Source organism: Sediminibacterium sp. KACHI17 (assembly GCF_040362915.1).
Taxonomy (GTDB): domain Bacteria; phylum Bacteroidota; class Bacteroidia; order Chitinophagales; family Chitinophagaceae; genus Sediminibacterium.
This window is the reverse complement of the sequence record NZ_AP029612.1, coordinates 1,208,023-1,230,617: the sequence shown is the minus strand read 5'-3', so window position 1 is coordinate 1,230,617 and position 22,595 is coordinate 1,208,023. Positions and strand designations below refer to the sequence as shown.

The following is a 22,595-nucleotide window of genomic DNA, read 5'->3' as shown; positions in this document are numbered from 1 at the left end:
CCCTTTCAATTTGAAAGGGGTTTCTTTTTATGATCAAGGTATCAAAATTAATAACCAGGATTCTGAGCGAGGTTCGGATTTGCGTTACGAACTGTTTCAGGAATAGGCAGTGCCCACTCTCTAGCTGTAGGAGCAAGTGTACAATTACCTGCAGCAGAAATAGAAGTACCACAAACTGAGCTACGAGTGATCTGACGAGTTGTACGCTTCAGATCAAAGAAACGATGACCTTCGCCAAACATTTCTCTTCTTCTTTCATCAGCGATAGCGTTGATCAAAGCTGTACCAGTTAATACTTCAGGAGTATATCCGGCGATACGAGCAGCGCGCAAAGTATTCAGATCAGCCAGTGCAGATACTTCATTTGCACCGCCTAAACGAGCGTTTGCTTCAGCACGGATCAAATACATTTCACCACTGCGGAATACAGGGAAGTTAGCGTTACCATCAACTAATGTTCCTTTACCTCTATACTTAGTAAGTGTAAGGTTAGGAGTAGTTGTACCTGCAGCAGGAACGTTAGAGAAATAAGCTTGATAACGCAAGTCATTGCTCTGAATCAAACCAGTAGTACCTGCAGCTGTTGCGATCTCAGGTACGGGTCTGAAATAACTACGGTTAGAAGTTGCAAAGAATACCAGGAAAGTAGGGCTAAATTGTCCAGCTTCGAATTGTACGTTCCAGATCAATTCACCTCTATCAGTCTGCTTATACATACCTGTAAACGCAGCTTGAGTTGTAGCCAGCGGGCGACCATTCAATGCGTTGGTAGCGGCAGTTGCAGCTTCAGCCCAGTTACCGGCATACAAGTTCACACGAGCCAATAATGCATAAGCAGCATTACGGTCGATGAAAGGTCTTGTTAAACCAGAAGCAGGGTTAGGTTGCTGATCAACATTTCCCAACAAAGTGATCGCTTGGTTGATATCAGCAAAAATATTGTCGTAATAATCTTTGTTGTTACTACGAGCAGGTTTTACTGATGTAGAAACAGTGAAATCTTTAATGTAAGGCATTGCCAATAAAGTAGTACTGTTTCTGTCATAGTTAGTAGCGAAATAACGGAACAGGTCGAAGTGAGCCAAAGCACGCAAAGCATAAGCTTGTCCTTTGATTCTGTTAGACTGACCTTGGTTAGCCGCAGTTGTAAACTTATCTACATCTCTCAGGATGATGTTCGCATGAGCGATCGTACTGTAAGGAGATGAGTAAAAAGTACCGATCTGACCAGTAGATTGGTTATAGATCCAATCAGCCATGGCTCTTGAGTTTGCTAAAGTTTCAGCAGAAACCTCATACAGGTTATCACTCATTACATCCGGCATCAAAGACCAACCGGCACCGGTACCACTACCAGATCCATAATAGTTATCTGCTCTTAAAGTACCATATGCACCTGTTAATACTTCTTCCACTTGTCTCATGCTGGAAGGGTTATTCAAGGCGTCGAGAGAGAATTCAGGAGTCAACTCAATGACTTCTTTTTTTGAACACCCTTGCACCAATGTAAATGCTGCAAAGGCGACGATTGTATTTTTTATGATTTTACTATACATAATTAGCATTTTGAAGGGTGATTAGAATCCAACGTTCAAACCGATGGTTGTTTGTACCAGTGCTGGGTATTGTGCACCCACCAGTGAAGTACCTGTTGCTTCAGGATCGAAGCTTTGGAATTTCGTACCAGTCCACCAGTTTTGACCCTGTACAAATACTCTCGCTGAACGGATACCAGTTTTAGCCAGCATTTTCGCAGGGAAAGTATATCCCAAAGTCACGTTACGTAATCTCCAGAAACTTGCATCTTCCATAAAGAAAGTAGTCAGCGTCTGGTATGGATTTGCTGGAGCTGTACCACCCAAAGTACCTTGAGAAGGTCTTGGAATGTTGGTAATGTCACCCGGATTTCTCCACTCTTTCAACAATTCAACCCACATGTTATCGAAATAGTAAGTTGGGTTTACTACGTTGTTTTTATCGTTGTTGTATTGAACACGATTCAAGAAGAAGTTCAGTTGAGCACTCAGGTCAAAACCTTTGTAAGACCAAGATGAAGTGATACCACCGAACCATGGAGCATCAGATGTTCCATGATATACTCTATCAGCTGGACTAAATACCATTGTGATAGACTTATCTCTTTTCTGGTACTGAGCATTACCATTTGCAGGGTTAACACCAGCGTATGGAACCAGGAATAAAGTATTCAATGGTTTTCCTTCTTTCAGGATTGTCAAACCACTAACTACAGAGTCTTGAGGTAAGTCTAAGATTCTGTTTTGGTTGTAAGTAAGGTTAGCAGCGATAGTCCAGTTGAAGTCTTTGGTTTTGATCACATCGCCTTTCAATGAAAGTTCGATACCACGGTTTCTCAAGCTACCGAAGTTACTTGGGATGCTTCCGAAACCACTGATAGATGGGTCAATTGGAAGTGCATAGAACAGATCCAATGTTTTTCTATCATATAATTCAATAGTACCGCTCAATCTTCTTTTCAGAATAGCGAAGTCAATACCAAAGTTGATGGTACGGTTGGTTTCCCAACGGTAATCCAAGTTACCCGGAGATCCTGGAGACCATCCGCTTACACCTGCATAAGTTGAACGACCAAAAATTGGAATTGGGAAGTCACCCGCTTGTGTTTGGTTGTTACCGGTAGTACCGATACTAGCACGAACACGCAGATCATCGAACAGTTTGCTGTTTTCCATGAACTTCTCAGAAGATACTGCCCATGTCAAACCTACTGATCCAAAGTTTGCAAAACGATTGTTCACACCGAAACGAGAAGAACCATCACGACGACCGACTAAGGTTACATAATATTTGCTATCATAACCATAGTTGAAGATACCGAAGTATGAAAGGATACCGTTTCTAGTACCACCACCACCGATGGTAGGAATAAAGTTAGCGTTAGCAGTACTACCTTGTGTCAAACCAGCTTCGTTATTGAAACCATTGGTAAAACCATAACCGGTATAACCAAAGTTTCTGAAGTCAGTTCTAACCACCTCAGTGAAGATACCTCCATCAACTTCATGCTTACCAAAGCTTTGCTTATAGTTTACTGAAGTAGTTCCGGTATAACGGAAGTTCCAGTTAGAGTTTCTTGCCAAAGAACCCTGACGCGCTTGTGCACCAGCTGTACGAGGGTCATTGAATGCAGTCGTTTCATTATTGGTATAGTCAATACCCCAGTTTGTTCTAGCTGATAAACCTTTCAGGAATGGGAAATGATATTCAAGATAGGTAGTAGCAACTGTTTTTAACTGGATCGCATTGTTGTAATCCAAGAACAATTCCATTGCACCGTTAGGCTGACCAGAAGTCAAATAACCAGGTCCACCGAATTGTTGGAAATCACCTGTTCTAGGATCTCTGTCGCGCTCATAAGGGTTAGACCAACGAACTGCATTCAGAGGAGTAGCGATACCAGTGTTTCCTTCACCTGTTTGTTTCAGTTTAGAGAAACCTGCTTGAAGGTTAACACCAAAACGCCAGTTCTTAATGGTGTTGTCTACATTGATACGGGCAGTGTAACGCTTCAAACCAGTGGTTTTAACGATACCTTCCTGATCCATATAAGAAAGAGAAGCAAAGAATTTGCTGTTTGCATTACCACCACTAGCACTGATCTGGTGCTGATGTGTCATACCTGTTTGAAATAATGCATCTTTCCAGCTAAAGTTTACTTTACGTAAGCTATCTGCCTGAGCAGGAGTCCAACCGTAAGGGTTACCGCGCTGTAATTCGTAAGTGATTTTTTGATCACTGTTCATCATTACCAATCTGTCTTCTGGTAATGTGCTCCAACCTACTTGTGCATCATAATTCAATTGCAGCGTTCCTGCACGGCCACGACGAGTAGTGATAACAATCACACCGTTCGCACCACGAGAACCATACATAGCAGTTGCAACCGCATCTTTCAATAATTCTACACGCTCGAAATCACCTTGGTTGATACTAGAGAAGTCAGCCGCAGAGATTTCAATACCGTCCATGATATACAATGGAACGTTACCACCACTGATAGAACCATTACCACGGATACGTACAACAGCGTTGGCACCTGGCTGACCAGAGTTCGCAACAACTGATACACCCGCAGCTTGTCCCTGTAAAGCCTGATCAAAAGAACCAAAAGGTTGCTTTCTCACTTCTTCAGGGGGAGCAGTAGCGATCGCACCAGAGAATTTCTTACGCTGAATGCTGGTATAACCTGTTACAACTACTTCAGAAACACTATTGGCTTCAGCTGCAGTTAAGGCAATGGTTAATGCACCACCGGTTAATGTAACAGTACGATCGTTGAATCCGATCGATGAAACAACGATAGATGCTGTAGCGTTTGGAACGCTGATGGAAAAATCTCCGGTAACATTTGTTGCACCGACAGCTTTTCCATTCGCCTTAATGGTAGCACCAGAAATGGGGTTACCATTGGCTTCAGTTACCTTACCGGTAACTGTTTTGTTTTGAGCGGAAGCCGTTGCTATAAATAGCATTAAGACTCCCAAAAGTGATACGAGTTTTCTCATTTGTTCTGGTTTTTAAAAGTTTTAGGCATGTTCATGTAGAATGTAGTGGTTACATTTTGTTTTAGATGAAAAAAAATCTTAGATATGTTGTTTCAACATTCGTAATAACATTCTTGGTCTCATTTCATTGGGATCATTTCCTTCTGAATCATGATCAATCTGACTGTATGGATTTCTCCTCAATTCATGATCAATCATGCTGGCATTAATCGAAGAATCAGCACTTAAATAAAGACCATAAACGGTCTAAAATGCTGCATAAGCGGGTGTAAATGTTAATAAAACTTAAATCATGGCAAAAAAACAGTTATATATTATTTTAATTAATCTATAATAGCTTTATTAATTAGTTATTTAAAAATTATTTTTTTGTTAATTAGAGTTATTTGTTCACCGATTTTGTAGATATCTCGGGGTAGGATAATAGAACAGTCTAGCAAGCAGATGACAAGAAATACATAGTAGCCAATATATTGTGTAAGCCATTGGTTATCCGTTAAAACCTCGGGGTTTTCCCCAAAAAAAACCGTTTTTTCCCCATTGAATAAAAGAATAATATGCAATTGATTGATAGTGCATAGCACTCAACTAACCCCAAATAGAGAACTTATGAGAAAAATTGTACTCAGATTATCGGGTCTTTTATCACTATTGATAATGACCCTTTTTGTTTCTGCCCAAACACATTACTATGTTGCTGTTACAGGTAGCAACACAAATGATGGACTGTCACCTGCTTCTGCTAAAGCCACAATCAACGGCGCATTAGCTGCCGCAATCGCGGGGGATGTCATCAACGTTACACCAGGTACGTACACAGAAAAAATCAACATCAACAAACAAGGCATCAAACTGGTCTCTACAGAAGGTGCGAATCTGACATTCATCAATCCTTCAACTGCTGCTGGTGTAGGCACTGTATCTATTGCAACTGGTATCAACAACGTTACCATCGGTCAATCAGGTAGAGGTTTTACGATTACAGGGTTTGATGGAAATGGTTCCGTAGAAACAGGAGCAATCTACTTAACGGGTGCTCATCAAAATATCCGCATTGAAGGAAATAATATTGTCGCAAATGGGGAGCATGGATTAGGATCGAATAACAATACAGCGATCGATAACATCATCATCAACGATAATATCTTTTCCGGTAAAACATTCATTGGCAACGAACCTGGAGGATGCGGTTTCTCCACTCAGTTTACTACAGGTAACAACGTTCCTCGTCAACTGGTAGTACTAGGCGGAGGTGCAACTGTTACCAACTCCAAAAATGTAATATTCACCAATAATAAAGTTGTTGGTATTACTGGTGGTTACAATAGTGCATCCGGTTGCTTCCAAGGTAATACACAGGTTACGATCGATGTCATTGGCGCAACCATCTCAGGAAATATTTTTGATGGCATCACTAGTAATGGTTCCAATCTTCGTACAAGAGGTGCAGCTACCAATATTAGTTGTAACACATTTTACAATCGTAATCTAGGTGCCAATGCTACACATCTTTTTCTCTTTGATCAAGATCCTTTAACTGGAGCTAATCCCTCATCAATCACAGGTATTCTGGAAGCCAATGCTTTTCCGAATGGTGGTGCAGCATTCACTTCAGGCTACATAGCGGGCAATTCCGGTACATATTTTATTTATCGGGATGCTACTCAAGCTGCTAATGTGAATCAATTACTGGGTAACACATTGTCTATTGCCAATGGCTCATCTGCATTAGCAAGTTTACCAACGCTGTTTGGATTTGGTGTGGTTTCTGATATTAATACTTGTGGTGCCATCGTTCCATTACCTACACCAACGGCATCTGCATTCTGTAATAGTAATATTGTTTCCATTACCAGTGATGCACATAGCAGTAATTTCTTTCCTGTTGGTACAACCAAAGTTATCTGGACTGTAACCGACATTCACGGTAATACAGATACCGCATCGCAATTGGTAACTGTGATCGACAATCAAAATCCAACCATACATCCTGTACAGCCTGTTGTTAGTTGTGCAAATGCCACAGGTTCTTATACTTTGCCGGTTTTAAATGTATCAGACAACTGTGGAATTGCCAGCGTGAATTATGTTGTATCAGGAGCTACTAACAGAACTGGTGTTGGTATGGATGCAACAGGCGTTTTTAATATTGGAGTCTCTACAGTAACTTTTACAGCTACTGATATTCATGGAAATAGCAGAACCTATTCATTCGATGTTACGATCAATGCCGCATCAGCAGCTACTTATTCTGTAAGTAGTCCGGATGCATTTTGTAACCAACTCTCTTTGAATGCAGCAGTTTCTGCAGGGGCATCCTACAATTGGACTTTTGCAGGTACTACTGTTAGTACACAAGCTGTTTTGAATCTCGGTCTTACGAATGCTGACGGAAATTATCAATTGCTGATCACTGATGCAAATGGATGTGTATCATCACCTGCAACGTATCAATATCAGAAGCAAACATTTGCTGGTAATTATACACTACTGGCTACCAATAAACTTTCATTAGGTGTAGGTAACAAAGTTGTCTCAGGTAGTGTTGGTGTATCCGGGGCAAATGGAAAAGCTAGTTTTGAGCGTAATAGCAGTGTAGCATCTTCAGGTTCTTTTGTGAAAGCACCCATCATTATCAGAGATGGATCCAATATTAATCTGGCATCTTTGGTTTATGGCAGAGCATTGGTGACATTACCTGCTATGCAAAACAATACTGTTTCCACACGTAATCTTTCAAACTATACAGTGAACAGAAATGTAGCGGTAACATTATCTGCTAATTATAATAATCTTACAGTTCGTAAAGGAGCAGATGTAGTATTGAGTGGAAATACTTTCGGTCAGATCAATATCGAAGAAGGAGCGAGAGTAAGATTCACACAAACAGTATTGAACATCGGTGAGCTTAACATTCAGGAAGGAACACAAAATAATTTCACCACAGCTCGTTTTGCAAGTGGAACAAGTGTTCGCCTCAGTAGTAAAATTCAAATCGCTGGTAATACACGCATCAATCCTGATCAACATAAAGTCACTTTTTATTTAGGTGATTTGAATAAAGATGACGAACGTTTTTCTGTTAAAGGTTCTAATGTACAGTTCACAGGAAACGTTTATGTACCTAATGGAATGATTCGTTTATCCGGTGAACAAAAAGGCTGGAGTAATAATAATAATACTACAGTCAGCATGACGGGTTTCTTTATTGCGGAAGAAATTGAAAGTAACACCCCTAATGTTGTTTGGAACAGTTATACCTGTGGTACTCAGCCAGTATATGTGGCCAATGGTTGGACTTCTTCTCAATTTGTAACAGAAGATGACAAGAAACAAGACGAACCATTTGCGGTTCAGGTAATGGGTAATCCATCTACTTCATTCTTTACACTTAAATTAGTGAGCCAGCGTCCACAAGCGATTCAATTGCGTGTAACGGATGCAACAGGAAGAATGGTAGAGGGCAGAGCCAATAACCAACCGAATAGTACCATCCAGATCGGACATAACTACGCACCGGGTACATACTTTGTGGAGTTGATGCAGGGTAATGACCGGAAAGTAGTTCAGCTGATGAAAATTCGTTAACCCCCCTTAAACCATACCAATTGCTTAATGTTAAGGCCCGCTATCAGCGGGCCTTTTTATGCGTTTGCCCTTATTTGTTAAACTTCTGTTAACGGGCATTTTCTACCCAACCCTTTTTCATTCAGCTCAGGTACTATGATTATAAAAGCAATTATTCAATCGTAAAAAGAGCAAAAATGACAAAGACGATCATTACAATTTTAAAAGTGCTCATACTGGTACTTGGTATGACAGCCTGTAACAAAAGAGATGTGTTTACTCCAACTCCACCTAAACCTGTACCTGGACAGCCTGCCCAACAACCCGGTAATGGAGGAGATGATCATGCAGAAGACAGTTTGATCACTATTCAGGTGAGAGCCGTGATTCGCATCGGTGATATTACTTATGATAGTGTTCCTGCTCGCCTTAATATCATTTCATGGGATAATGGTAAGGCGCGTGTTCAACAAATTTTATTGAAGCCGGGTGCTAATGAGGTAAAGATCCATAGAAAGTCCTCTCACCATGAACTTGAATTAGAGAAGTGGAATATGAGTGATAAGATGGTGTTGGATAAAGCAAATGTTCAGGAAAACATGTTATACCTCATCGGTGGCGGTAAAGCAGCAAGAAAGCTAAAAAAGGAAATGGAATATGTGTTGATCAATGGACAGTATGTTGCCAAAAGCAGTACAGAATACATTTATGATACCCAAGGCAAATTAGAAAGAGTCATGTATTATAAGAAAAATAAACAAGGTGTTATTTATACTGCGATGTCTGAATGGTTAAGCTATACGAATCAACAAGTGACAAGTATCAATAAGTTTGATTCCGCAGGTACATTGGTGGAGAAACTATTCTTCACTTATGATCAACAAGGTAAAATCATTGCCCTGCGCAAGGATGATATATCAGGAGTGATCACAAGAGGTACCGTTACAAGAATGGCAACCGAAAATGGAATTGAAACCATGATTTCTTACCAATACTCTCATAACTCTATTACCATGGAGTATGCAATGCTGTTCAACAGAGGAAACCTTTGGCAAGGCGTAGCAACTACCAACCATAATAACAGTGAGATCGGAAGATATAACTATGATACACAGATCAATCCTTATGTACACATGAACTGGCCGGATATTTTTCTCTCCAGACAATCGAAAAACAATGTGATCTGGTCATCAAAAGAATACTTTGGCAGTTATCCTATATCTGATCCTGTCAACTACAGATACAAGTATGACGGTGATGGATATCCCATTGAATTGTTAAAAGATCATAAAGCCTACAATTCAACCAATATCTTATACACCACAAAAACCACTTATCATTATTAATCACCCATGAACTGGGAAGTGCTTCCCAGTTCATTTTCTCTCAAATACCTTTGCAAACTCAAAAAAATGAACAAACTAATAACCATACTCATCGGTGCCATTTCACTGGCTTCTTGTACGGCGGTAAAAGTATCCGTACCTGAACAATTCAGTTCGCAAGCCACACAAATGAAAGTATATGGACTGAACGGTTGGAAGTTCAATGAACAACTCAGCTTTGGTACTTACGTGACTTCAACGGTACAAAGAGGATGGGATTTTTCATCCGGTAATCGATTCAGCAGATTTAGCATTAAGCCTGAAGATATTATACTGAGTGCATTTGATATTCATTCAGATAAAGCCCGCTTTAATGAAAAAAATCGTTTTCAGTATACGATTCAGGATGCAAAACTGATCACAGAAGTATTTGCTCAGGAAAAATTTTCTGAGAAGCAGATCATTTATAAATCGAATATTGATTGGCTGAATAATATTTCTCGTACCAATAGTTATGATTATGCTTTTTCAGCTACCATCGTTCCGCTCAACTTTAACAAAGGAGAAGCATGGTCATTGGTAATGGTGAATCAGTTTGATGCCAAAAAAGACAAACAGAAATTATTCGAACGCCCACAAACACGTGATCTGGGATATGCTACGAATGGTAAAGATCGCATTGAGATCAAACCCCTGTATCTTAGTAAAAGAGAGACCAAATCAGGCAAAGAAGGAAAGGTATTGGGCGGTCCTATTCACACAGGCTACGAATTAAAATGGGATGATGGGGTAGTAGGTGTGATTGATATCATGGACAATCAAATCTGGATCGTGAATGATCTGGATGCCTCAGATAAAATGATCATTTCTTCACTGGCGTCAGCCATTTTACTAAAAAGAAAGCAGGATGTGTTCCTGGAACGGGATTCTGGTACAATGCAGTAATGGTAACCGCAACAGATGATATCGGCTTATTGATCAAAGACTGTGTCGCCAATAAACGAAAGGCACAGGAAACACTATACCGCGAATTTTATTCATTTGCCATGAATATTGCGCTGCGTTATTCACGAGATGAAGCAGATGCAGAAGATATCATGAGTCATGCTTTTGTGAAAATTTTCAAATACCTCCACACGTTTGATGCTGCTAAAGGTTCTTTACATGGTTGGATCAAAAAAATAGTAGTACATGAGGGATTAGATCATATCAAATCCAGAGAACGATTCAGCGAGAATGTAGAATTGGAGACGGTTGAAGAGCCGGCTATTGACAATAGGGCACTGGAGAAAATGGGTGTCGAGGAAATCATGGAGCTGATACAAAAATTACCACCTGCAACACACGCTGTCTTTGTAATGTATGCAGTAGACGGATACAATCACAGAGAGATCGCAGAAAAACTGCAGATCAGTGAGGGAACATCCAAATGGCACTTAAGTGAAGCCAGAAAGAAATTACAACAAGCGATCACACTTAGTAAATAAAATGAATCAACTTACCACATACGAACAGCTGATAGCAGAAAAACTGCAGGCACTGTCCGCGCCCGCAAAGATCGATGCGATCTGGGCTCGAATAGAACAGCAGCTTGATGTGGAAATGCCTATCGATGAATCCGGTCCAACTGACACCGGGGCTTCATCCAATCCGGGATTTTTCTTCCCTGGGAGTAAATTTTTATATGTTTTTCTTGCTGCTGTAGCAAGTATCTATTTCCTGACACGTCCTTATGCGATCCAAAATGAAGCATCGGAGACCGATCATCAGCAACCTTATGAAATCATTGATTCGGTCAACCGGGTATCGGATCCTGCTGTAATAATATCTAACAGCGAAGAAATCATTACAGATAAAGCTGATATGCCAGTAACTGATCAAGTAATGCCCAATGATTCAGCATCTGTTGTCACAGCAGAACCAACAATCAATGAAGCTATAAAAAAAGAACAGATACCAATCTTACAACCCCCAGTTGCTGCTGCCATCAATGAAACGAAGAAGACCTCAATACCCATAACAAATGATACCACTATCAAAAAAGGGAGAGGTGTAAAGGGGATCAACCTAAATGATTATAAAATAGCACCGGTAAAAAAGGACAATCAGCCCTGAGGTACTTAACTTGCATTCGATCCATGAAAGGTGTATGCGTAATACTACTAAGTTAAAAGCCATTCTAAAGCAGTATCATATCGATCTTTCCATGAAAGAAGATGATATCATTGTATTCAATATCATACATAGAGAAACCGCTGCAATTACCAGTTTTGAAGATGCTTCGTATAGTAAGCTGATCGCGAAAGCTTATTCATTTATGCAGAAACAAATCAAACTTCATCGTAGTTGCTAATCGACGGTCAGGATGGCAAACAAACCTTCAATATTTTTCCTGCTCCTACATGTTTATTGGTTTTAATAAGCTGATCTGTCAATGGAGTGCCAAAAGTAATACCTATGGCTACAGCCAATGTATCTGAAATGTTGATAGGTTCTTCTGTTGCTTTATTCTTTTTATCATCAGATATACTTGTTGGAGGTGGTAATTGAATAGTACAGTTTTGAGCTACGACATTTTTTGTTCCGAATTGCCACTCACTATACCAGGTTTTTGCTACTTGATTGTGTAGATCTCCATTAAGACCAGAACCGTATTTGCCGTCCAATAAATACAAGTCAGGAAGTGTGCCCAAGGTCACCACAATTCTCCAGGCCGCATAGTTGCCAACCGGATGAAAATTAATACCGTGAATCATTTCAGGTAATTGCACCACTATACTACGCTGTGAAGCATTGAACTGCACATCAATACTACCGCGTAGTACAGATTCAAAACTATTTTTCTTATTCAATTGAAAGCCTTCGAGTATGCTACCAAATCTGCTAAAAAGAATGGAGCGTTCTCCTCTTTGGTGAATAGGGTCACGTGTTTGCATATTTTTAGCAAGTGCCGTTAACGGACCGGATAGATTATAATCAGCTACCGGTGCAATATGCACCAAAAGATCCCGTAAACTGCCAGCCGCTTTGGCACAACCGCCCCATTCTGCATTCAATTCACGTGTACGCTCAAATGATTTTGCTGTTTTGATCTTTTTCTTGGTGGCACCACCTTTCATGCGCAAGATCACTTTATCACTGTCTTTACGACGATAGGCACTGATATTGCCTAAACTACCATTGAATTCTGTAAGGGTTATAAGTATAGCCATATAAATGCTCTAAGTTGTTGAATAGATGCCTCCTTTACGCTAAATAGGAGGATAACTCGCACCTAAAGTACATATGAAGAAGGTGGTCAATTAATAAATTCTACAAATAACCATTATCTAAGTCCACTCTTTTAAAAATGGCTTATATAGGGCTTATATAGGGCTTATATCGAACTTATATTGCTTTTATAAGTTGAGTATGCATACAATTAATATGAAGTATCTCTTGAATGTTGCTTCTTAGTGCGAGGAAAATTTTATTCTACGTAGATGATTATGATGTGTTATGATGGATATGAATGAATAACTCCGTCTAAAAAAATCAAGTAATACAAAAAATTCCATTTTTATTGATTTGAATTTCTTATAAAGTTGAGTAATGCAAAATGTTTAACATCATTATACCTTTTAATTTATTTATGCTATACAACCTGTAACTAAATTGCTGGTAAATAGTTTCAAAAGCATCAAATGATGACAACATGAATAGACGCAAATTCATTCAGCGAACTTTATTTGGAGTTGCGGGTGCAGGATTGGTAACCGGTCTGTATAGCTGGCAAATAGAGCCTTTTTGGTTGGAATTTGTGAAGATGAAAATGCCGATCAAACATTTGCCGGATGGTCTTGTTGGTAAAACACTTATGCAGATCAGTGATATTCACGTTGGGAAAAGATTTGATCATCAGTTTATCATCCGCTCATTCAATAAAGCCAAAGCCTTTAATCCTGATTTTGTAGTGTATACGGGCGATTATGTGAGCACTCATCAGGGTAAAGTACAATACAATGAATTAGATGAAGTATTTGGACATTTGGTTAAAGGAAAAATTGCTACGCTTGGTATTTTAGGTAATCATGATTATGGGATCAATTGGTCGGAAAGCCATGTGGCAGATCAGATTGCAGCTAAACTAAATGATCAGGGTGTTCAGGTATTGAGAAATGAAACAGCAGAAGTGCAAGGTTTACACTTGATTGGTTTTGATGATTATTGGGGATTGAATTTCAATCCACAAAAAGCCATGCAAAATTTCGATTCATCCAAAGCCAATATTGTATTGTGTCACAACCCGGATGTATGCGATGAGGATGTATGGGGAGCGTATAACAGCTGGATATTATCAGGACATACTCATGGAGGTCAGGTGAAGCCCCCTTTTCTGCCTCCATTCATACTTCCTGTTAAGAATAGGAAGTATTCAGCCGGACAGTTTTCATTGAGTAATGGCAGAACCTTATACATCAACAGGGCATTGGGACATTTATGGCAGATACGATTCAATGTAATACCTGAGATAACCTTATTTGAGCTGCAGAAGGGGTAAATGTATCTGTGATATACTGATGGAACGCAGATTTTGATGATGGGTTATGATTGTACATCAGCGTTCATCATAATGATCATAAAAAATCCGCGGTCCGTCAACATACATGATCAATGACCAATAAAAAAGCCGCCAACAGTGAGTTACTGTGGAGGCTTTATATCTTATGATTGAAAACTTACTTGCTTAAATATTTTTTCACAGCATCATGTAATCCGCTGCTCAGTGGAACCACAGGTAGGCGCACTTCATTTTGAATCAATCCTTGTTCAAACATAAATGCTTTAACCCCTGATGGATTATTCTCAGCAAACATGAGGTCATATGCTTTCAATAAAGGATCATTGAGTTTTTTGGCAGTAGCCATATCGCTGTTCAATGCTGCACGAACCATGTCAGAGAACTGTTTGGGATAAGCATTGGCAGCCACACTGATCACCCCGTCCATGCCACAGGCTATTTGTGCCATCGCCAAAGCATCATCTCCACTCACTACCAAAAAGTGATCCGGTTTATCACGCAGAATTTCCATGCATTGTACCATGTCACCACTGGCTTCTTTCATACCGGCCACATTTGCTACTTCATGCGCCAAACGTACAGTAGTAGCAGCACTCATATTGCGTCCTGTTCTTCCCGGAACATTATACAGGATAATAGGCTTAGGAGAAGCTTCTGCAACTGCTTTATAATGCTGAAAAATACCTTCCTGCGAAGGCTTATTATAGTATGGTGCAGCACTTAAAACAGCCGTTGCTTTTTCAAGTGGAAAATAGCTAAGGTCTTTGATCACTTCAGCCGTGTTATTACCACCTACGCCAACGACAACAGGCACGCGACCTGCTACTTTTTCAAAAGTATACGTAACAATATCTTTTTTCTCCTGTTTCTCAAGTGTCGGTGTTTCACCTGTAGTACCTAATGTGATGAGGTATTCAACCCCACCTGCGATCATGGCATCAATCACTTTACCGAGTGCATCAAAATCAACACTCAGATCCTTTTTAAAAGGTGTCACCAACGCCACGCCAGTTCCTCTCAATTGAGTTTTTAGAGACATTTTTTTTGTTTTATTGCTAATTGCTAATAGTTCATGGTTTAGAGCAGATATTTAATTTTTGACTTATCACTAATCAATCATTCTATTGAATGAAAAGTTCCTAGCAATATGCCATCAACAATTTGCCATATGCTAAACCACTTCTTCCCAGAATCCCATCTTACCATATTTCTCAATACGGTCGTTGATGCGTTGTTCGGGGTTTTTATCTTTCACTTCTTTCAGGGCTTTGAGAATATAAGACTTCAGAATATCTGCTGCTTCTGTGTAATCCCAGTGTGCACCTCCTAAAGGTTCGTGAACGATCTCATCTACTAAGCCGAAGCCTTTCATGTCTGTAGCAGTAAGACGTAATTGTTCAGCCGCCACTTCTTTTTTCTCCCAGCTTCTCCAGAGAATGGAGCTACAGCTTTCCGGAGAGATCACGGTATACCAGGTATTCTCCATCATGAGCACTTTATCACCTACGCCAATACCCAGCGCACCACCTGATGCACCTTCACCAATGATCACAACGATCACAGGTACCTTTAAGCGGATCATCTCGTAGATATTTCTTGCGATGGCTTCACCTTGTCCACGTTCTTCTGCTTCCAGTCCCGGATAGGCGCCCGGTGTATCGACCAAACAAACGATCGGTTTCCCGAATTTTTCTGCCAGTCGCATTAAACGTAATGCTTTGCGATAACCTTCGGGATTGGCCATCCCGAAATTCCTCAACTGACGCAATTTGGTATTGGTTCCTTTTTGCTGACCGATGAACATGACAGTTTCACCATCCAGTTGTGCGAAGCCGCCTACCATGGCTTTATCATCTTTAAAATTGCGATCACCGTGTAGTTCTACAAAATCGGTACACATTTTATCGATGTACTTTAATGTATAGGGGCGATCGGGGTGGCGACTCAACTGAACACGCTGCCAAGGGGTCAGGTGCTGGGTGATCTCCTTTCTTTTTTCCAGAATGGATTCTTCCAGTTGACGAATGGTAGCGGTATAATCTATTTTAGGGTTCTTTTCAGCCAGTTTCTTGGTATCCTCAATTTGTTCGTACAATTCCTTGATAGGCTTTTCAAAATCAAGGAATTGTCTGTTAGGGTATTGGGGCATAATATTATTTTGATGCGGTAAAATTAGGGGTTCAGATTTTTTCCTGAAAAGATTTGTTTATGAAATTGCTTTACCCTTATCTTTGCCGTCCCGAAAACGGAACAAAGGGGAAGTTTTTGAGGGTTTGGATCGGTAGTTCAGTTGGTTAGAATGCCGCCCTGTCACGGCGGAGGTCGCGGGTTCGAGTCCCGTCCGGTCCGCTAGGTTTCTTCACCTAGATTCTTTAGGCCTTGTAATCCTTATTACAAGGCCTTTTTGTTTCACTACGCTTCGGGAAGATTCGCATTTTTTCGCTAAATTGTTTCAACAAGGATTCAACAAAATCCAAATGTTTCAACATGGCGGCGAAAGTATCTCTCAAATATTACCTGCTATCTACACGAACCACTAAGGGGGAATTACCTATTTATTTGCGTATTACACTCGATCGCAAGAAAGCAGAACTCCATACTGGTTATGTATCCACCACCAAAGACTGGAACCAGGATGAACAGCTTACAAAAGGCAATCATTTGGTGAACCAGGAGCTCGCTAAAAAGAAGGCCAAGGTCTATGAATTGATCATCGACCTGGAAAAGAAGAATAAGCCCGTGTCGGCTGCTATTCTTAAAGAGCTGCTTACCGGCAAGCAAAAGGTCAATATTGGCCTATTGGCCTATTTTCAGCAGCATATCGACGAAATAAAGATCAGAAATGAGATTAAGAAGATCTCGCTTAATAAATACCACCAGTCATTTAAAAGTCTGACCGAGTTTCTTTTAAAAAAGTATAAGTCTCAGGACATATATATAGATCAAGTTGATTATAGTTTTATCAATGCTTATGATCTATTCTTAAAGGAAGAATATGATCTTCATAAGAATACCATCAATAAATATCATTCCAGGCTTAGAACCATTCTTTTGAAGGCCCTAGCAGAAGGTCATATTTTCAAACAACCTTACGCCAATTTTAAACTCAATACTGTAAAAACTGATCGAGAATTTTTGAGTCAAGAGGAAATTGACCTTTTGTTAAAACTAGATATATCTCACAATCAAAGCTTGGATAAAGTAAAAGATCTCTTTTTGTTTTCAGTTTATACCGGCCTTCGATTTCAGGATGCACAAGATCTCACTATGAATAATCTTTCATCCTATAAGAATAAGCCTTCGGTCAAATTTATACAACAGAAAACAAGTAGAGCTATTGAAATACCGCTTTTGCCACAAGCGAAGAAGATCATTGATAAATATAAAGGTTCACCGGAAAGGAAAGTATTGAATAAGCTACTTCCTAAGATCAGTAATCAGAAAGTAAATAGCTATCTAAAAGTAATAGGAGATATAGCTGGAATCAAAAGAAGTATTACGCATCACGTAGCCAGGCACACATTTGCAACAACTATTTGCTTAAATAATAATATGCCCTTAGAAGATGTGAGCATGCTTTTAGGACATTCTAGTATCAAAACTACTCAGATCTATGGCAAAATAACTCAAGAAAGATTGTTCAATTCTATTAATAAGATTAAGGGTAAGTAGTCATTTTTAATCTATAAATTTTTCACAATGACCTTTAAAGAAATTGTCGATTTTCAAAAAAGAATACTAGATTCTATTTTAGAAAATCCAGAAAATGGCTTTGCTTCATTTAAAGCAGAATGGATGAAGCTAACATTTGAGGACAAGCGGCTTGCGGCCCCTCTTCTTATTAAATATTGTATGGATAAAGTTAATGAGCCATTCGATGAAAAGTATAAAATGGATGATTATGAGTATAAAATCAAAACGGAAAAGATAGCACTTTCAGCAATGTATAATTTTATCGATGATGAATTTCGTGGGAGATTAGATTTTGGGCACTTGAAATTCGGTCCTAAAATTAAACCAGTCGATATAACAGCCGTATTTAAACTCTTATATGACCTTAAGTATTTAGATAATACCCTTTCAGATATTGAGCAAGTGATAGTTAGATTATTTGATTTACCAGACAATACTACGATTTCTTCATATTTAGCTGATAGCCAAAAAATAAAAGGTGCTGCAGTAGAATTTAAAAATGCTATCGCGGGATCAGTATTAGCTTCAGAATAGCCTTTTCTTTTGACCTTTACTAACATTTTCAGGGCTATTTTTTCAATTTCAATTCATATGTATATGAATTGAAATTGAAAAAGCACTGCGTTAAAAAAGCAGTCAATAAAGGTCAAAAGAAAGACTGATTTTTTTCAAATGAAAATTTCAATGCTAAATTGAAAAGATTGTTCTTGTCCTGCTTAAAGAAACGTTAGAAATTTGAGATGAAAAGAAAGGGATAGCTTCCTGGCCGGCCTAGCCGGCTTCTTTATTTATATATACCCTCTTTAAAAAAGACCTACTTTCTTTTTGGTAGACATTAAAATACTCTGCTCCTAAAAATTGGGCAAATTTGTAAAATCTATTCAATGAGCTAATATTCCTATATTTTCTAATTGATAAAGGTGATTCTTTACTGAAAAATACGATGCAGGTATACAGCTTATCTTGTCTCATTTTCTATAATTTTCTTTGCCTTATCAGAAAGAATCATTTCTGATCCTTGGAATTCAATTAACTCTTTCATATAGTTTTTGTAAAAAGTATGAGCACTGGAAGAGGTTGACTCCCATTCGTTAGCTAAACTTATTAATTCTAGTAGTTCTTTTTTTGTTTTATAATCCTGTTGAATAAAACTTATCAGAATTTCACTAGCTAGTTGAGATTTATCGGAATTCTGCTTTTGAGTGATTAATAAAGGAGTCAAATCAGTATCAATGTTTCCTTTTTGATCTTTAAAAAAGGTAAAAGTCAATTTATTTTTAGCTGATATACGAGACTTTATATGTTTGATATTAAAGCCATTTCCTTCATCATTGTTATTAATGTCTAACACAAATGACGCGAGTCTATGTATAGTCCCCCCAATATGTCCTAAGCCTTTACTTATGCCTGTATTGGGCTTATGTATACTAACAATAAGGATATGTCGCTTTGAGATTAGTGATTTAAGAAATTGATCAATTTGCGTTCCTTCAGTTGTGCTATTCATATCCAAAACCATATTTAAAATGTGATCAATGATGACTATGTACTCCTGATCTGGTGATTGTTTTAAATGGTCATTTATAGCTCCAATAATTTCAGGCGGGTATAAATCAATCACTGACAGTAACTCTAAGGAATTGAAAATAGTGTCTGGTTCAAGATTTGATTTTTCGAGAATATGGTTAATTGTGTATGCGTATTGGGATTCAGGTCTTTCTGTATCTACAAGAAGAATTTTTCTTTTATAAAAGGGGTCATCCTTATTATTGACTCTATCTAAAAGTTTACCAATTACGAACGTTAAAAATTTTGTCTTCCCATTTCCTTCACTGCCTAATAATACATTTAGACCTGAGTCTTGGAAAACAGGAAATGAAATTGAGTCTTGAGTAACAAACTCTAGTAGTGGGTTATCACTTTTAATTTCACCTAATAAAAATCGCGAAACGAGGCGATCCAAATCAATAGCTTCCTTTGGCATAATATCCTTTTTAGTGATTCATATTATTTTTTTGAATCACTCAGGAGTTGATTTAAGTCCTTTCTTGAGTAATATATTGACTTGCCGACTTTACTAAAAGGTAATATTCCGGATTTTCGCATTTGCCAAAACCAGGTAGCTTTTCTTTTAAATAGCTCTCGTGCTTCTGCTTCTGTTATATACTCATTAGAAATTACATCTTTTTGCTGTTTCAAAAGATCAATTATTTGATCTTGCTTTTCATTAATTGACTTTAAAAAATGTTCTGGAATTACTAGTAATGATTCTTTCATTTCTTTTCATTTATATCTCAAAAAGACAATGATTTTGAATAAAAAAAAATGGGGGTTAATTTTCCCCCATAAATTTTATAAACCAGTATTAACAAACCTATCTCATTGAAATATACTTTATCGTGATATATTCTTAACTAGTAGTTACTCCTATGAATTTCTTTTCTTCTTTTATTGAAATAAGTATAAGCTCTCGAAATTAAATGAGTATAAGATTTTCCAGAAAAATCCTCTGTATCTCCTGTTTCTTTATCGAATAATGTTAAGGTGATTTCTAAATCTTCACTCATTGAGAAATCAATATTATAATGTTGAAGTATGAGTTTAAGTTTTGTGGTATTTCTCATTTCTTAAATTTTAATAATTATGAAATTAGAATGTCTTTAGTCTTATAAAATGATTGACTCCAAAAAAGAAGAGAAATGAATTGTAATGAATTGAAATAAATAATATATTTATTGATTCAGTAAAAATTTCTATATCAATTACAAGTAATAAATCGAATTATATGTACGAAATCAGGCCAGAAAGTATAAAAACATTTGTAGAGGATACAAGCATAAAACTTCCTCGATATCAACGAAAGTTAACTTGGGATAACAAAAAAAATTTTGAATTATGTATAAGTATTTTTAAAGAATATCCAATGGGGGTTTGCATATTAAATGTTGAAAAAGATAAGATATCAGGGAAATCTTCTAAATGGCTTTTAGATGGAAGACAAAGAAGAAATGCTTTATTGAAAATTTGGGAAGATCCAGAGAATATCTATTTGTGGGGTAAACAATGGATAGGAATAAAGAACAATGATCAACCTGCAGATGTAGAAGATAAATATTGGAGAAAAATAAATGAATATTTTGAACAAGAACCTGTTGATGAAGAACCTACTAACGGGTTGAATTCAGAAATACTTATAGAAGATCAAGGTGACGAGGATGAAAACATAGAGGATATAAAAAATATAAATGAAGTAGAGAGTGCTGAGGCAATTGAAATGCCAATTGATACTAATATTTCAGATCTTGGATTATTACTCGAAATAATAAAATTAATACATAATAAAACAACTAGATATAGTGGATTTACAAGACCTTTCGATTTTGAGAAAGTAATACCAAATCTACCTTACGAAATTCTAGAAAATGGGAAAAAGGTTCTAAACTCTAAGAAGCTAGTTAGTTTCATGAATGAGTATAAAACATTTTGCAAAAATGAAGTATTGGAAAATGATAATATAGATTCATTTAAAGAATTTCTAAATCAGCGGTTTACTTTAAATAATAATGATAAAGTAAAAATAAGTGCTCTAGTTGATCAAAATTGGAATCAAATTAAACAAAGATTTGAAATAATCGAAAAGATTACAAGCTTACTAATTACCTCTAAAATTGGATTAATAGAAGTAAAAGGAATGCAGCTTGCAGATTCTCAAAAGATATTTAATATTATTAATTCTAAGGGTACTAGCTTAACCGCGATAGAAATACTTTCTGCCAAACCTAGTTGGAATAGCCAAGTTAAAAATCCAACAAATGAACAAATTCAAGCCTGTAAGTTGCTCTATAAAAGTATTGCTATAAAGAATGATTCAGTTGTGAAATGGGACCTTCCTGCTTCTCTTATATTTCGATTAACCGATGCAAATATTTTTTTCAAAAAATTTACTGATAATAAAACAGACTTTGAAAAACAGACTACGTTAGGCTTCAAAATATTAAGTGGAATTTATGAAAAGGGAGTAAAAAAAGATGATATTGATAAATTAAGTAAGAATCAAAATATTAACTGGGATATTAATTTTGAGTCCTTAGTTAATGATTTGAATCTTTTGACAAAGGTAATTTTAAGTAGTGAGTACTTTAAATTTCTAAAATCATGGCAAACTTCAATAATGTCAATTTTAAGTGATGCAATAGCACTTGACTTTGTAATACTTATGTATTTTGATTGGATTAGAAAATCAAAGCCAGTTGGAAGCGATGCTAATACTAAAATGTTTCAAAAAAATGCATATATACTTTTGGATAAACTAGTTTTTGAGTATGTTACAAAACAATGGAGAGGGTCAAGTGATAGTAAAATAGCTCAAAATATAAAACTGATGAATGTTACTTCACTTTTGTTTGACCCAATATCTACAAGTCAATGGGTAGATTTACTAAACAATATATTAGACACAAATCAAATAGGTAATACAAAAATTAATCAAGGGCTTATGGAGCCAATACTTTATCATTTTTATGCAACAAGAAAAATACAGGGGCCAGACTCTAGATATTCAATTGAAGTTGATCATATAATTCCTCAAGCAATTTTTAAAAATTCAATACTTCCTGATAAAGAATCTCTTCAGCACAACTTATTTAATCTTGGGTTACTTCCCAAAGACGAAAATATATCAAAGTCAAATAAAACTCTTATTGAAATCAGAGATCAATGGTTAAAAAATCAGATAGAAAAATATGAGTTTATTGCAAGTGAAGACTTTCAAAAGTTTTCGGACCTTAATAATTTAGACGAGTTTAAGGCAAAACGGAGAGTTCATTTTACTTCAACATTTATTGAAGATAGAAGCAGTATTCTCAATAATTGATTAAATAAAATTTATTAAATGAATTTTATTTA

At 37.5% G+C, this 22,595-nt stretch carries 18 protein-coding genes and 1 tRNA gene; 11 read left to right on the top strand and 8 right to left on the bottom strand.

The features are described from left to right. Window positions 1–47: 47 nt before the first annotated feature. Together ABXG83_RS05340 and ABXG83_RS05335 are read right to left on the bottom strand one after the other, a co-directional pair. Window positions 48–1,556 carry a RagB/SusD family nutrient uptake outer membrane protein gene (locus ABXG83_RS05340; RefSeq protein ID WP_353550451.1) on the bottom strand — a complete coding sequence of 503 codons (1,509 nt, stop codon included), beginning with the start codon at window positions 1,554–1,556 and terminating at the stop codon, window positions 48–50. A 21-nt stretch (window positions 1,557–1,577) separates the two neighbouring features. Then, a complete protein-coding gene (locus tag ABXG83_RS05335; protein WP_353550450.1) occupies window positions 1,578–4,544 on the bottom strand; it encodes a SusC/RagA family TonB-linked outer membrane protein in 2,967 nt (988 codons plus the stop codon). 609 nt (window positions 4,545–5,153) lie between these two features. On the opposite strand from ABXG83_RS05335, the gene ABXG83_RS05330 reads away from it, so the two are divergent. From ABXG83_RS05330 to ABXG83_RS05305, 6 genes are all read left to right on the top strand, one after another. Beyond that, on the top strand, window positions 5,154–8,132 hold the full coding sequence (locus ABXG83_RS05330) for a T9SS type A sorting domain-containing protein (protein ID WP_353550449.1): 2,979 nt from the start codon (window positions 5,154–5,156) through the stop codon (window positions 8,130–8,132). Window positions 8,133–8,308: 176 nt separating this feature from the next. Continuing rightward, a complete protein-coding gene (locus ABXG83_RS05325) occupies window positions 8,309–9,457 on the top strand; it encodes a hypothetical protein (RefSeq protein WP_353550448.1) in 1,149 nt (382 codons plus the stop codon). A 66-nt stretch (window positions 9,458–9,523) separates the two neighbouring features. Continuing rightward, complete coding sequence (locus ABXG83_RS05320; protein WP_353550447.1) at window positions 9,524–10,381, top strand: hypothetical protein; 858 nt, start codon at window positions 9,524–9,526, stop codon at window positions 10,379–10,381. Beyond that, the gene (locus ABXG83_RS05315) at window positions 10,381–10,923 is read left to right on the top strand and encodes a sigma-70 family RNA polymerase sigma factor (protein ID WP_353550446.1); all 543 of its coding nucleotides are present in this window, start codon (window positions 10,381–10,383) and stop codon (window positions 10,921–10,923) included. The genes ABXG83_RS05320 and ABXG83_RS05315 overlap by 1 nt, the downstream gene beginning before the upstream one ends. A gap of 1 nt (window position 10,924) precedes the next feature. Continuing rightward, window positions 10,925–11,551, top strand: a complete 627-nt coding sequence (locus tag ABXG83_RS05310; protein WP_353550445.1) for a hypothetical protein — start codon at window positions 10,925–10,927, stop codon at window positions 11,549–11,551. 34 nt (window positions 11,552–11,585) lie between these two features. Next, entirely contained in the window at window positions 11,586–11,789 is a 204-nt protein-coding gene (locus ABXG83_RS05305) for a hypothetical protein (protein WP_353550444.1), read from the top strand. Window positions 11,790–11,796: 7 nt separating this feature from the next. Here ABXG83_RS05305 and ABXG83_RS05300 read toward each other — a convergent pair whose 3' ends face one another. Next, window positions 11,797–12,648, bottom strand: coding sequence for a hypothetical protein (locus ABXG83_RS05300; protein ID WP_353550443.1), 852 nt, complete (start codon window positions 12,646–12,648; stop codon window positions 11,797–11,799). Window positions 12,649–13,130: 482 nt separating this feature from the next. On the opposite strand from ABXG83_RS05300, the gene ABXG83_RS05295 reads away from it, so the two are divergent. Continuing rightward, window positions 13,131–13,976, top strand: coding sequence for a metallophosphoesterase (locus tag ABXG83_RS05295; protein ID WP_353550442.1), 846 nt, complete (start codon window positions 13,131–13,133; stop codon window positions 13,974–13,976). Between the two features lie 178 nt (window positions 13,977–14,154). Here the strand turns inward: ABXG83_RS05295 and dapA are convergent, their stop codons facing one another. Further along, the gene (dapA, locus tag ABXG83_RS05290; RefSeq protein ID WP_353550441.1) at window positions 14,155–15,036 is read right to left on the bottom strand and encodes a 4-hydroxy-tetrahydrodipicolinate synthase; all 882 of its coding nucleotides are present in this window, start codon (window positions 15,034–15,036) and stop codon (window positions 14,155–14,157) included. A 132-nt stretch (window positions 15,037–15,168) separates the two neighbouring features. Then, window positions 15,169–16,146: an acetyl-CoA carboxylase carboxyltransferase subunit alpha gene (locus tag ABXG83_RS05285; RefSeq protein ID WP_353550440.1), complete on the bottom strand. Its 978-nt coding sequence runs from the start codon at window positions 16,144–16,146 to the stop codon at window positions 15,169–15,171. A 126-nt stretch (window positions 16,147–16,272) separates the two neighbouring features. Here ABXG83_RS05285 and ABXG83_RS05280 point away from each other — a divergent pair. The 3 genes from ABXG83_RS05280 (at window position 16,273) to ABXG83_RS05270 (ending at window position 18,224) form a co-directional block, all read left to right on the top strand. Beyond that, window positions 16,273–16,346, top strand: a tRNA-Asp gene (locus ABXG83_RS05280). 138 nt (window positions 16,347–16,484) lie between these two features. Beyond that, a complete protein-coding gene (locus ABXG83_RS05275; protein ID WP_353550439.1) occupies window positions 16,485–17,669 on the top strand; it encodes a site-specific integrase in 1,185 nt (394 codons plus the stop codon). A 27-nt stretch (window positions 17,670–17,696) separates the two neighbouring features. Continuing rightward, window positions 17,697–18,224 carry a hypothetical protein gene (locus ABXG83_RS05270; RefSeq protein WP_353550438.1) on the top strand — a complete coding sequence of 176 codons (528 nt, stop codon included), beginning with the start codon at window positions 17,697–17,699 and terminating at the stop codon, window positions 18,222–18,224. A gap of 424 nt (window positions 18,225–18,648) precedes the next feature. Here the strand turns inward: ABXG83_RS05270 and ABXG83_RS05265 are convergent, their stop codons facing one another. From ABXG83_RS05265 to ABXG83_RS05255, 3 genes are all read right to left on the bottom strand, one after another. Next, complete coding sequence (locus ABXG83_RS05265) at window positions 18,649–19,674, bottom strand: hypothetical protein (RefSeq protein ID WP_353550437.1); 1,026 nt, start codon at window positions 19,672–19,674, stop codon at window positions 18,649–18,651. A gap of 23 nt (window positions 19,675–19,697) precedes the next feature. Further along, the gene (locus ABXG83_RS05260) at window positions 19,698–19,967 is read right to left on the bottom strand and encodes a helix-turn-helix domain-containing protein (RefSeq protein WP_353550436.1); all 270 of its coding nucleotides are present in this window, start codon (window positions 19,965–19,967) and stop codon (window positions 19,698–19,700) included. 137 nt (window positions 19,968–20,104) lie between these two features. After that, a complete protein-coding gene (locus tag ABXG83_RS05255; protein WP_353550435.1) occupies window positions 20,105–20,314 on the bottom strand; it encodes a hypothetical protein in 210 nt (69 codons plus the stop codon). Window positions 20,315–20,475: 161 nt separating this feature from the next. On the opposite strand from ABXG83_RS05255, the gene ABXG83_RS05250 reads away from it, so the two are divergent. After that, window positions 20,476–22,563 carry a DUF262 domain-containing protein gene (locus ABXG83_RS05250; RefSeq protein ID WP_353550434.1) on the top strand — a complete coding sequence of 696 codons (2,088 nt, stop codon included), beginning with the start codon at window positions 20,476–20,478 and terminating at the stop codon, window positions 22,561–22,563. Window positions 22,564–22,595: the final 32 nt, after the last annotated feature.